Annotated in this window: 12 protein-coding genes; 3 read left to right on the top strand and 9 right to left on the bottom strand. The window is 43.0% G+C overall.

Annotation, left to right across the window (positions count from 1 at the left end; genetic code table 11):
- The first annotated feature begins 67 nt into the window (after positions 1-67).
- A complete protein-coding gene (locus IEY42_RS18045) occupies positions 68-991 on the top strand; it encodes a sensor domain-containing diguanylate cyclase (protein ID WP_188926691.1) in 924 nt (307 codons plus the stop codon).
- A gap of 66 nt (positions 992-1,057) precedes the next feature.
- Here IEY42_RS18045 and IEY42_RS18040 read toward each other — a convergent pair whose 3' ends face one another.
- The 4 genes from IEY42_RS18040 to IEY42_RS18025 form a co-directional block, all read right to left on the bottom strand.
- A complete protein-coding gene (locus tag IEY42_RS18040) occupies positions 1,058-2,203 on the bottom strand; it encodes an HlyD family secretion protein (protein WP_188926690.1) in 1,146 nt (381 codons plus the stop codon).
- A 2-nt stretch (positions 2,204-2,205) separates the two neighbouring features.
- Entirely contained in the window at positions 2,206-2,589 is a 384-nt protein-coding gene (locus IEY42_RS18035; protein WP_188926689.1) for a DUF3302 domain-containing protein, read from the bottom strand.
- A 217-nt stretch (positions 2,590-2,806) separates the two neighbouring features.
- A complete protein-coding gene (locus IEY42_RS18030; RefSeq protein ID WP_188926688.1) occupies positions 2,807-3,862 on the bottom strand; it encodes a hypothetical protein in 1,056 nt (351 codons plus the stop codon).
- Between the two features lie 27 nt (positions 3,863-3,889).
- Entirely contained in the window at positions 3,890-4,939 is a 1,050-nt protein-coding gene (locus tag IEY42_RS18025) for a hypothetical protein (RefSeq protein ID WP_188926687.1), read from the bottom strand.
- 451 nt (positions 4,940-5,390) lie between these two features.
- Here IEY42_RS18025 and IEY42_RS18020 point away from each other — a divergent pair, with 451 nt between their 5' ends.
- Positions 5,391-6,146, top strand: coding sequence for a substrate-binding periplasmic protein (locus IEY42_RS18020; protein WP_188926686.1), 756 nt, complete (start codon positions 5,391-5,393; stop codon positions 6,144-6,146).
- Positions 6,147-6,216: 70 nt separating this feature from the next.
- Here the strand turns inward: IEY42_RS18020 and IEY42_RS18015 are convergent, their stop codons facing one another.
- The 3 genes from IEY42_RS18015 to IEY42_RS18005 all read right to left on the bottom strand — a co-directional run bounded on the left by IEY42_RS18015 (position 6,217) and on the right by IEY42_RS18005 (position 9,614).
- Complete coding sequence (locus tag IEY42_RS18015; RefSeq protein WP_188926685.1) at positions 6,217-6,543, bottom strand: hypothetical protein; 327 nt, start codon at positions 6,541-6,543, stop codon at positions 6,217-6,219.
- A 62-nt stretch (positions 6,544-6,605) separates the two neighbouring features.
- The gene (locus tag IEY42_RS18010; RefSeq protein ID WP_188926684.1) at positions 6,606-8,648 is read right to left on the bottom strand and encodes an SEL1-like repeat protein; all 2,043 of its coding nucleotides are present in this window, start codon (positions 8,646-8,648) and stop codon (positions 6,606-6,608) included.
- A 162-nt stretch (positions 8,649-8,810) separates the two neighbouring features.
- The gene (locus tag IEY42_RS18005) at positions 8,811-9,614 is read right to left on the bottom strand and encodes an AraC family transcriptional regulator (protein ID WP_188926683.1); all 804 of its coding nucleotides are present in this window, start codon (positions 9,612-9,614) and stop codon (positions 8,811-8,813) included.
- Positions 9,615-9,717: 103 nt separating this feature from the next.
- On the opposite strand from IEY42_RS18005, the gene IEY42_RS18000 reads away from it, so the two are divergent.
- Positions 9,718-10,926: an MFS transporter gene (locus IEY42_RS18000; RefSeq protein ID WP_188926682.1), complete on the top strand. Its 1,209-nt coding sequence runs from the start codon at positions 9,718-9,720 to the stop codon at positions 10,924-10,926.
- Between the two features lie 104 nt (positions 10,927-11,030).
- Here IEY42_RS18000 and IEY42_RS17995 read toward each other — a convergent pair whose 3' ends face one another.
- A complete protein-coding gene (locus IEY42_RS17995; protein WP_188926681.1) occupies positions 11,031-11,189 on the bottom strand; it encodes a hypothetical protein in 159 nt (52 codons plus the stop codon).
- 140 nt (positions 11,190-11,329) lie between these two features.
- Positions 11,330-11,764: a TlpA family protein disulfide reductase gene (locus IEY42_RS17990; protein ID WP_229780157.1), complete on the bottom strand. Its 435-nt coding sequence runs from the start codon at positions 11,762-11,764 to the stop codon at positions 11,330-11,332.
- Between the last annotated feature and the right edge of the window lie 213 nt (positions 11,765-11,977).

Here is an 11,977-nt window from a genome sequence, read left to right as displayed (position 1 = left end):
TGTTAACAAAAAGTGACAAATTTAACTTATAATTATGAATAAGCATTGCCACATCCTTGAGTATTCTATGCAAAAAAGTACACCTGCAAATTTAGAAGCCATACTTATAGAGGGAATAGAAATTTCGCCAAACTGCTTAGGCGTAATCAACAGTGACAAGGAAGTTATTTATTGCAATCAACATTTTGCCAGCATATTTGGTACTACAGTACAAAATGCAACGGGCAAAAAGTCTGCCGATTTATTGCGCAACGCTTGGGAAACCAAACAAGGCGTCATTATCAACACCGACAATTTTGAACAATGGCTGGCAAACCTGCATAAGCTGCATTCAGACAAAGCGCTTAATCAATACGAAACTGACTTAACAGATGGGCGCTGGTTTAAAATGACCAGAATTAATCTCGACAGTGGCAATACCATCATTATGGGCGTTGATATTACCGAATTAAAAAATGCCCAAAAAGCATTAGAAGATGCCCACCAACATATTGAAAATCTGGTCAATACCGATCAACTCACCGGTGTACACAATCGCCGTTCATACAATCAAATCGCCAAGCAAGAATGTGCCCGCGCGATTCGGTTTAATCAACCGCTCTCATTGTTAGTGATCGACATCGATTATTTTAAAGCGATCAATGACAACTACGGCCACATAGGCGGCGACAAGATACTCAAAGAATTTGCCCAAACATGCGATAAATTATTGCGCCTATCAGACTCGTTATCACGTATTGGTGGAGAAGAATTTACCGCGATTTTACCGATGACCTCTCAGGACGAGGCCAAGCTGATTGCCGAGCGTATTCGAGCGCAAATTGCTCAACATCCATTTTATGTATCGCAAACCTGTAAGGGGATTAATATCACCATATCAATTGGTTGTAGTACGCTCGTCGAGGGTGACACCTCAATGAACGAGCTATTTTTTCGTGCAGATAAAGCGTTATATAGCGCCAAAAATAGCGGCCGCAATAAAGTGCAATAAAGTGCAATAAAGACACAAAACAGCTTAGCGACCGCACGATTAACACAAAACGTATTTTTATAGACGTTAATGACCTTCGGCAAACAGGTAATTTAACCAACCTTGCATTCTTAACAAGACTTTCCGCATAACAGCGACATGGCTAAAGTGATCGGTATAAACCGCCACTTGGCCAGCAACACCAGCAGGTAATGACTCCCTTAAAGCATCATCTTCGAGCTCAATCAACACTAACACTCTACCCCGTTGAAATAACATATTAGACGACTGTAAATTACCACTAAATTGCAACTCACCTTCAGCCATTGCCGGTAAAACTTTAGACACTTTGCCTTTAAACACTCGCCCAGGCATTGCATCAATAATCACTTCAGCGTCATCTCCCTCTTTTAGCCTTAACAATGAGTTTTGCCAAAAAGCGCCAGCAAAGTAACGGGTTTCAGCAGGGATAAAAGTCAACGCTGGGCGTAAAGGTAATGGCACCGCCATAGCTCCTTCGCGCAGGGCAAGCTGTGTCACAACACCATCAGACGGGGCTCTCACTACGGTTTGCGCTAAGTCATACTCAGCTTTAGCTAAGTCAGCCTGAAGCCCTGCAACCTTAGTATTGACGCCATCAAGGTTAGACTCATAAGCTAAGCGAGTACGTAGCGCTTCGGCACTTGCGGCGTTAAGCTGTGCAGAGGCCGAAACAAATAATTGACGACGGTTATCGAGCTCTAACTCAGTAAAAGGCGAGTTACGCCCGCCCTTTTTATGGCCCTCTTCATAACGTTTATACGCAGATTCAGTGCGGTCTTTATCTGCTGTGGCCTGCTCCACTTTGGCAGCGGCTATGTTAAATGCAGCTTCAAGTTGCGGCACTTGTAACTCTGCCTCTTTTAACGCAGCTTGTTTTTGTTTAACCACCGCAAGGTAAGGTGTAGGGTCAATTTTAAATAGCACATCGCCCTTTTTAATCGGTGAATTAGCTTTTACATTCACCTCTGTCACTAATCCTTTAACAGCTGGCACAATAGGGATAGTGACAAAGTATTCTCGGGCAAAACGGGTGTATGGGTGGTTATAATTCATCAACATTAATAGCGTACCAATTAACACAATACCGCCAAGAATGGCTGTCGGCACTGTCCATTTAGTTAATGGGATCTTAAATATTTTAAAAATCGCGATACAAATGGCGGCATAAGTCAGTATGAGTAATAAGTCCATGATTATGCCTCTTGTGGTTTATCGTCTGATTGGGTCGGTTGGCCCACTGCGACGGGTTGCTCTAATGCTGTTAAGCGTTCGTTTAACACGCTCACATGCTGAATTAACTCTTTTACCTCTCCTTCTAGTATTAATTCTCGTTTGCGAGAATCACTAAACCCCCAACCTCTATCTTCACGATATAAGGTGGCCCATATCCATAAAAATGGCCAAATTGCATGTAAGGTGAATAAACTAACCCAGCCGGCAATATGTAAGGCGTCTTGCTGAGGGTGATTGCGCTTTTTGGCAATCTCATAGGGAATATCGTGGATGGCAATAATGCCGTAGAAAATAAAAATGATGACAAAAAAAAGTACACCTAGCGCAAAGTAGTCTAAGAACATGTATCCTCCCAATTTCCGCCTTAAATCCTTGTGAGTATATAAATATGTTAGGCGGTATATTGAGTATAAGCCTGTTTAAAAAAAGTACACCTCAATCCAATGGAAAAGAGACAATATTCTCACTTACACAAAAGAGAATTGCGCATTTCAAAATATGACATTCACTTTGTGTTTACAGCAAGATTAACTGACATTAACTGGGTCAGCATTTTTACACCTATTCATTAGCCATTTTTTGCAAAAACTCTAAACGCTGCATTTCTTGCTCGTCAGGTTGCCAAGGCTCATCAGACAGTTGCTCAACAGCAAATCCCCCTAACTCATAGCTCGACTCATTACTGCGACCATAACGTGTTAACTCCCCTGGTACTGTTGGGCGGCGCTCCAATACAAAGCTCCCCAGAGTAAACTCACCATCTTGCTTAGGCAGCACGCCTTTATAGGCTTTGAGCTCTATTTTAACCTCACCTTCTGATAGTTTTTCGGAGGCGGTTAACAGCGCTACCGGCTGTTGATTTGTAGTATATAAATTGGCTCTTACCCGATAATAACCGGCTTTTTCGACCGTTAGTTTTAGTGGGATTAACATATCACTCCCCTCAGCGCGCACCTCACCGACACCGGTAATGGTCGCTGCTGGGTAGCTATATTCAATACCCGTCGTTAAGGTCTGCTTTTTACCTTTAGCGCTAAAAGTAACATTGACCGACATCGGGCCATCCCACTCTTCTGTGGCATCGAGTTGCACTGTCCAGAGCCCGTTTTGTCCCGTCATCTCATCTTCAGTCAACACCGGTGCGCTTGCATCGGTTTCACTGTTAATCGAGGCGCTGACACCGCTAATCGATAAACCATTAACCTCTAACGTCACCGTGACAGGTTCAGGAAAACTAAAGCGATATTTAGGCATCACTATACTCGCGCTAGCACCCCCTTCTAACATCACAGGTTGTGGCACATAACGATTAGGGGTTAACAAATGCACATCATCAATCCCAAGCGGCACCGAATAAGCAGGCAAAGAAAGCTCTTGTGCATAAGCTTTAGCAAGCAATGAAAAGCGCTCGCTCACCGTCTCGGGTAAGGTTTCTTTTACGGTAACTTGCTTAGACGTCATCGGCTTTACCACACTGGGTTGATGAGTAGCGATTTGAGAGTCTTGGTTTGGAACAACTGCCTGGACCGGCGTGGGAGCCGGCTCAGAAAAGAGATACCAATATCCTGCACATCCACTGAGCAGGGCAACAATACTGATAATTTTTTTATGTTTCATAATAGCTTAACCCGCATTGAGTGGGGACTAATTTGCGGCCTGGTAAACCAATGACGACATGCTCGTTCGCTTTGAGTTGCTCACCACTCTATAACGCGAACTAAAAATCCACCAGCCACGTTTTTCGTCATAGGTAGTAAACTTGATGTTGTCGCCATTTAAGTAAGCCGAGCTATTATTGGCGGTGGTCACTTCATCTTTAGCACTGCTGCCAATGGTGTCGTTGTGACTATAACCTTCACTCATCAACATAGGATAATGATAAGGCATAAATGCACTTGGACCACTAACCGAGGTTAACTTGCCGTCAAATGCAACACTGCGCGAGCAACTGTTATAACTGCTGGCAGATGCCGCACCACAACTAGAGTGACTTGCAACAACGCCGTCATCTTCACCCGGTAAAAAAGCACCAGTTGTTCCTAAAAAATCTGAACCTGCGCCAGCAAAACGTAAGCGCGGCACTCTGCTGTCGGGAAATGAAGCTAATTGACGTGCGGTATTTACCCGTAAATCATTTAACACCCCAATGTTAGATGATGATGGCGTAGCACCGAGCCATAATGACACCGCGAGTTTGACAGCGGAATTAATTAAACCAGAACCATTAGCCACATTGACCGCTAAATCTGCTAACTCAACACCGCCACCAGCACCCGCGAAGTCGAACGTTGCCACAATATTAAGCGGTTGCAATCCAGCATTTTGTAACCATAATGCTTGGTTATCGATAATATATCGCGTCACTAAGTCGCCTGTTGAATGGCTCACAAACACACATCCATTAGCACAGGTGCCATCGCGCGACATCTGTTGTAATTTTGGCCAAACATATTGGCTAGTGATTTTATCGGCTACTCGCTCTTGCGACGGCCAATCAATACGCTCGTCGGCTCTGTCGCGCCAATATTGCGCCCAATAATCAGCACCATTATTGCTCACCTGTGCCCCAGTAGGTTTGCTTTGTAAGTTATCTGGCTGAAAGCCATGCACTAATACCACTGGATAGCCACTGACTGCCGCTTGTGCTGCACAACTGAATAAACCAGCTAACAGCAACAACATCGATTTTTTCATGGGTTGTCCTCTTTTTTATCTGCTACAGCATCAAATTTACTGTTAGCAATTATTTATAGTTTTGTTAATACATCCGTGTATTTTGTTACAACTCAGCACTCAACATAGAGCAGATAAAAAACATTGCAAGCCTTAATAAACAGGCTAAAAACCTTGTTACAGGCCGACAAAACAGCGCGTTGTTTGAATTAACTAAAGGCGATAAAAAGAACTGCGGCGAAAGCTTTTATCTGTAGGCTGCTATAGACAATTGTCAGCTGACAAGGGATTCAAAAAGCTGTTTTAAGCTTTTACTCCAACTATTTTATTTAAGCTAGTGTAATGTTGGTAAGTCAAATATTAACTATTGGATGAAACCGTGATCCACTCGGTATAAACAAATTAAATTGTGTTCAATTTATGCTTATACTAAGACGTGCTACAAATGAGCTCGCAACGGATTGGTAAAAGGATGATAGATGCATTACCCAAAAAAATATCAACATTGTGCATGTGCTTTATGCTGGCAATGTGTTTACCTGCAGAAATAAACGCAGATACGCTCGAGCTTTCTAGCATAGAGTGGCCCCCTTTTACTGGCAGCGCTCTCCCCAAATATGGCATCAACAGCCAAATCATTACCCAAGCATTGAGTTATCAAGGTCACACACTCGCCATCGGTATTTTGCCCTGGAACCGAGCTTCCCGAACTGTAAAAACAGGCCAAGTCGTTGGCTATTACCCCACTTACTATAATCCCTCTAGCGAGTTATTGTTTTCAGAACCCATAGGTGCCAGCCCTATCGTACTGATAGAACGCAAAAGTAACCCGATTATTTGGGACAAGGCCAGCGATTTAAATCATTATGAATTAGGGGTACTGAAAGGCTATATCAATACTGTTGAAATAGACGATATGATTGCCAATGGCAGCCAAAAATTTGAGACAGGTATCGATGAAAAACAAAATATTTTAAAGCTGGCCGCTGGCCGAATCGATGCCATCATTATGGACGTTAACGTGTTTGAATATCTAAAGTCTGATCCACAAGTAGCTAAGGTCGCCCCACTATTACAAGTAAACCCCAAAATCGTGCAAGATAAAACGTTGCACATCACTTTTAATAATACTCAGGAGGGTAAAAAGTGGTGCGATACTGTCAACCAGGGCTTAGCGCAATTTGATGTACAAGCTATGCAGGATGCGTTATTGAAGCCGGTAAAGTAGCAATTTAACGGCACTCGTAGGTATCAAGCGCTACCTATTTTTGCCACCATCCTTGCTTATTTGTCGACAGCTATAGCTGGTACTTTACCCACAATTTATAAAACACTGCATTGCACTCGGGGTTGCTGTCCATTTTACCGTCTCTATCACAGTCGGAGCCGGTTAAGGTTTTCATTACATCAGTGCCATAATTGGCAATATCGTCTGCTTCAGGCGCCACGAACACTGTGACTTTAGGCGAGTGCTCAATAAAATCAGCGACATTTTCATAAGACAAAAACTCCTCTTTAGAAATAATCTCACTGATATCACGGGTCGGCAATTCAGACGCCACAACAGACACAGACACAGACATCAGCATTAACACTGCACCTAAACACACATTGAACAAATTCACTTCTCTCTCCATCACCTAGCCGAGGTAAAACCTGGTGTTAACTAAATAGCAGCTAAACCGTATTATTGATGTTCAGCTAAATATTGTATGGCTTTTTTATTGCCCGCTTCTGCGCTTTTTTTAATCCACTGTTCACCAGCAGCTTGTTGTTGATTGGTAATTAAGCCTTGCCCTAAAAGATATTGGGCATCATTTTGTCCTCGCTCTGCCGCTTTAGTTAACCAACTCATACCAAGCTCGCGATCAACCGCAACACCTTCACCGTTTAAATAAATTTCACCTAAATTTGCCATGGATACCAAGCTACCCCACTCAGTAGATGCCTGGTAAAGTGAAATCGCTTTATCAATGTCTTTAGCCACACCATGGCCTAATCGGTACATTTCGCCTAGGTTATTGGCGGCTTGACTTTGATTATTGGCGACCGCCTTCTCATAGTGAAAAAGGGCTTTTTGATAATCTTGATCGACGACTTCACCAAAAAAATATAAGTTGCCAATAAGCTCATCGATGTCGTATTTTTTTATTTTGGCGTACTCATTATACAGCGCTAACCCTTTATCGATATTTTGGGGCACGCCTTTACCTTGTAAATATAATCGAGCCAACCTCATGCAAGAATATGAATTTGAAAGGCCTTGTTGATACCAATAAACGGCTTTGTCAATATCATGATGCGCAGGGCTTTTGATTTCATAAATCCAGCCTAAGTAAGAGGCTGCATCTTGACGACCTAACTCATAAGCCTTTTCAAAATATGAAATAGCCTTATCAAAATCAGGCGTTACAGAAGGGCTTTTTGAATAAATGATGCCGATATAAAAAGCCGCACTTTCATCATATTCAGTAGACGCTAACAAATAAGTTAATGCTAATTCATCGTTTTTTTCTGTGCCGGTCCCTAGGTGATAACTTTGACCTAATTGAAAATATGCAGGCGTAAAACCTAATTCGGCGGCTTGTTTATAGTATAAAAAGCTTTGTTTATCGTCTTGTTCAACACCATTGCCAAGGCGCGACATGGTACCTAAATTAGTTAATGCATTGGGGCTACCCATTGCTGCAGCTTGATAAAACAACGGCAGTGCAATGTCTAAATCTCGCTCAACCTTGTCACCGCGCAAATAAATCGCGGCAATATTATTGAGCGCAATGGCATTACCTTGCTCTGCCGCTAACGTATAAAGTTGTAACGCGGTATTAATATCTTCAGGAACCAGCTCACCCTCTTCATACAGTAAGCCTAAATTGACTTGAGAGTCAGCATCACCCAACTCTGCCGCTTTATGGTAAAGCTCTACCGCTGCTAATTTATTTTCAGCAACACCCCAACCAAAATCATATATTTGAGCCAAATACCCCACCGCCAGTGGATAATTTTGCTCTACTGCAATAGCCAAATACTGGTGGCCAAGCTTAGGATTTTTATCTATTCCAGTACCGTTTAAATACTTTAACGCGATATTGTACTGAGCAATTGCAGAGTCACTGTCAGCCGCTAATTTGTACCATTGAAAAGCCTTTATTTGATCATTTACTTCAAAGTCATACAAGTAAGCCAATCCCAAGTAACAAGAAACTTGTGTTGACTCGGCTCCCGCAAGAAAATAACGCTCAGCTTTGTGCAAATCTTGATAATTGGGTTCATCTAAATACAGGTAACCTAACTCACAACTTGCCATAGCAAACTGTTGATTAATTGCTTGTTGGTAATATGACACTGCGGTATCAATATTTTTATCGACAAACTCACCCTCACGGTAAAAAGACGCTAAATTAACCAACGCTTGCGGGTCATTTTGTTGTGCAGCTTTATTATACCAATCTAAAGCGAGTGCATTGTCTTCGCTCACACCTAAGACACCAATGTCATAAATCAACCCCAGTTCTCCCTGAGCCCTTGGGTGCCCTTGCTTGGCTAATTGTTGATACAGCGCTAATGCTTTTTCAGGTTGGTCATCTTTGTAGTATGACTGTGCTAACAGTATTTGTTCTTCACCATATTGCAGATCAGTCGGAGTCATAGCGGAGCTATTATTGGTCGGTGTAGAAGCGCAAGAGATGAGTAAACCAACACTCATGAGGATGAGAAGTAAGCGGTACATGTTATTCCTTTAACGATTATTTAACCCTTGCGTATCATAACGGTTAATAGATAAAAATAAAGCGCTAAGCCATTAATCTCAATACTTTAACGGTACCTTTTTAATGACTTAACTTGCCGCTTACCGCTGCTGCATTATTCCTTATCCTGCAAAAATATTAACTTAACTCGACACCAGAGACGACTGGTTTAACCCGCTCATGTATTTCATCGGTGGGTGTTTCATGACTTTTCTAAACATAGTAATAAAGGCACTTACTGACTCGTAACCTAACAACTCAGACACTTGTTGGACACTTTGCTTGTCTGATAACGCTTGCAGTGCGGTAATAATATCAATTTGGGTGCGCCACTTTCCAAATGTCATGCCGGTTTCTTTTTTGATTAATCGTGCCAAGGTGCGTTCTGTTAATGCAAACTCATCGGCCCATTGCGGCAAGGTTTTTCTATCACTCGGTTGGCTTATCAGTTGTTGGCTCATAGCCTGAATCACAGCATTTTTTGACAGCACAACATCTAGGTGCTGAATGGGCATGTCACTCAACTGATCAAATAACACTTGAGCTAAACGTGCGGTTTTACTGATTAAATCGTAATGTTGATCATGCGCAGCCAGCTCACACATTAACTCTTTAACTAAGGGCGTAATCGCCAAGGTGCAAGTATGTTGCGGCATACCTTGCATGTTGCTATTAATAAACACATGACACAGTTGTGCGCTATCTGAGGCGCGATTACTGTGTAGTTTATTTGCCGGGATCCAAATAGCGCTATGGGTTGGCACCATCCACATTTTTGCCGATACTTCACAGGTCACGTAACCGTGCAAAGCAAAAATTAACTGACCTTTAGGGTGAGTGTGTAACGGGATTTCATGGCTGGTACAAGCTTGTTCAATTTTAGCGATGACAGGTTGTGGCATCGATTCAAAGTCGCTGATCTCATCCCACCCTACAGGCTTAAACATAGACTTGTCCGTTTTGAGATATTTAATGTCACTATAGCTAAATTATCTCAGCGGGCAAATCTTTATACTGTCGAGCATTATTAAGTGAAATCTAAAGCAGAAAATGACGTTACAAACCGATAATAGCAAACCGCAATCGCGCTTCTCCGGTGTATTACTGGTGATGGGTATCTTACTGATTGCGGCTAATTTACGCGCGCCGTTTACCGGCATTGCGCCTGTGTTAGAACAAATTATTGATCACTACACACTAAGCGGTTCACAGGCTGGCTTTATCACCACACTACCGCTTATTGCTTTTGCGATTATTTCACCTATGGCAGCCATGTTTGCCAGAAGACAAGGCCTAGAGCAAAGCTTATTTGTCGCATTAATACTGATTTTATTAGGCATTTTAGCGAGATTTATCGACTCATCAACCATGTTATTTGTGGGCACTGCGGTTATTGGTGTCGGTATTGCCATTGCAAACGTGCTATTACCGAGCCTAATCAAACGAGATTTCGCCACCAAAGTGGCACTCATAACCTCTGCTTATGTACTTACCATGGGCATTGCATCGGGGGGTTTTTCTGCGTTGGTATTCCCGCTGAGTCAGTTTAATGGTTTAGGTTGGCAATTGGCATTGGGCTCGTCGGCAATGTTAACGGTCGCGGGGTTAATTGTGTGGACAGCGCAATTAGGCAAGCACACTAAACCTGCGAGCATGTCGCAATTTGCGCCATCATCAAAAAGTGTATGGCGCTATTTATTAGCGTGGCAAATTACCTTATTGCTCGGCTTAAACTCATTTCTTACCTATATCATCCTTGCTTGGCTACCTAGCATATTAACTGATACCGGCCACTCAGCGGTTGAAGCTGGGGCATATCATGGCGCCTTTCAAATTGCGACAGCGCTCCCCGGGCTAGTATTAATCCCATTGCTGGCTAAGTTAAAAGATCAGAGTGCGCTGAGCTTTATTTTGGGATTACTCAGCGCCAGCTCCGCAATAGGCCTGTTATACATGCCTGGCTTTGCTTTTTTCTGGACGATTATGTTGGGGTTTTGCTCTGGAGGCTGTTTTATTTTGGGGTTGTCGTTTATTAGTTTACGCACAGATGACCCGCATCAAGCGGCTTCGCTTTCTGGTATGTCACAAAGTGTCGGTTATTTATTAGCGGCAATAGGCCCTATGATGGCAGGAGCACTTCATACCTCAACAGGTAGCTGGGAAGCGCCGTTGTGGTTATGCATTATTGCTGCGCTATTGTGTGCATTATGTGGCTTCGGCGGCGGCAGAAATACCACCTTGGATAAATCGGTTAGCTAACAAATGCTCGCGGCAACAAACTTTGTTCTCCCAAAGCATACCAACCCTTATTTGCATTTTAGTTAAAAGAACAAATTCGAATGCGGGTGGGTTTAGCATCAGTTTTATTGATAGTCGTTGTTGAGGCTTTTTATGTTTGTTAAAAACAGCCCTGTCACCGCGGCATTTGCCATCGCCATCGCAGCAATTTTGTCGGGGAAAACCGCTACTGCATCGAGCTTTACTTCTAATGTCAGCTCATTGGCTACCGGCGCATTTGCCATAGGTGTTGACGGGGTGCTGATGCTATTGCGCTCAGCAAAATACTTGTTCGATTTATTACTGGCTCAGCCCAAACCCTCATACTTGGCGGTTTGTCTGAGTAATTGGCATAAAAAAGGCACTTATGAGTGTCTTTCACTAATTATACGGTTGGACAAAGTTGCGCTTTAAGCTCATCCATGGAGGTATAGCCGCGATACCCTTTAATAAGCACGCCATGTTCATCTAACAAAAGTAAAATGGGTGTAGCAGGGATCCCGCCCATCTCTTGCACTAAATTAGAGGGTGGTCGGTAGGCTTCAAACGGAAAGTTAAGCCGAAACAATGCGCGTTTTAACCTCACATTATCGCCGTTAACACCTAGCGCAACCGGATGCACCTGTTGCTCGCATTCTTGATGTAGCTTCTTGAGTACTTTTGCCTGCTTGATACACCACGGACATTCTGGCTCAAAAAACATCATCGCGACCGGTTTACCATGTAAATGCGCAAGGTTGCTGGTAGTTTGCCCGCGCAAGTCTTTAAACTGGTAATCAACCGTTAACTGCGCCGCCGATAAAGGCGCGACGCATAACATTATTATTAAACAGGCTAGACGTAGCATTAGAATGTGTACTTCATGCCAGCGTAGATTTCTCTACCGCGAAGTGGCCCATAGATATAGCCCACATCATAAGCGCCGTCTGCATCATAAAATAACGGAGTATCTTCATCACCTGCTTGGGTGTAATCAACCTCAGATCTGGTTAAGCAAACACGATATTAGTGCTATCTAACAGCTCAAGTTCTT

Source organism: Shewanella algicola (assembly GCF_014648035.1).
GTDB classification, from domain to species: Bacteria; Pseudomonadota; Gammaproteobacteria; order Enterobacterales; family Shewanellaceae; genus Shewanella; species Shewanella algicola.
The sequence above is the reverse complement of the archived record's forward strand: the minus strand, read 5'-3'. Positions and strand labels throughout refer to the sequence as shown.

Bases quoted from the DNA above. Each gene is read 5' to 3' on its own strand.
- IEY42_RS18005 (WP_188926683.1), bottom strand. From the start codon at position 9,614: ATGTTTAAGCCTGTAGGGTGGGATGAGATCAGCGACTTTGAATCGATG.
- IEY42_RS18020 (WP_188926686.1), top strand. From the start codon at position 5,391: ATGATAGATGCATTACCCAAAAAAATATCAACATTGTGCATGTGCTTT.
- IEY42_RS17995 (WP_188926681.1), bottom strand. From the start codon at position 11,189: ATGGCAAATGCGCCGGTAGCCAATGAGCTGACATTAGAAGTAAAGCTC.
- IEY42_RS18035 (WP_188926689.1), bottom strand. From the start codon at position 2,589: ATGTTCTTAGACTACTTTGCGCTAGGTGTACTTTTTTTTGTCATCATT.
- IEY42_RS18045 (WP_188926691.1), top strand. From the start codon at position 68: ATGCAAAAAAGTACACCTGCAAATTTAGAAGCCATACTTATAGAGGGA.
- IEY42_RS18000 (WP_188926682.1), top strand. From the start codon at position 9,718: ATGACGTTACAAACCGATAATAGCAAACCGCAATCGCGCTTCTCCGGT.
- IEY42_RS17990 (WP_229780157.1), bottom strand. From the start codon at position 11,764: ATGTTATGCGTCGCGCCTTTATCGGCGGCGCAGTTAACGGTTGATTAC.
- IEY42_RS18040 (WP_188926690.1), bottom strand. From the start codon at position 2,203: ATGGACTTATTACTCATACTGACTTATGCCGCCATTTGTATCGCGATT.
- IEY42_RS18030 (WP_188926688.1), bottom strand. From the start codon at position 3,862: ATGAAACATAAAAAAATTATCAGTATTGTTGCCCTGCTCAGTGGATGT.
- IEY42_RS18010 (WP_188926684.1), bottom strand. From the start codon at position 8,648: ATGTACCGCTTACTTCTCATCCTCATGAGTGTTGGTTTACTCATCTCT.
- IEY42_RS18025 (WP_188926687.1), bottom strand. From the start codon at position 4,939: ATGAAAAAATCGATGTTGTTGCTGTTAGCTGGTTTATTCAGTTGTGCA.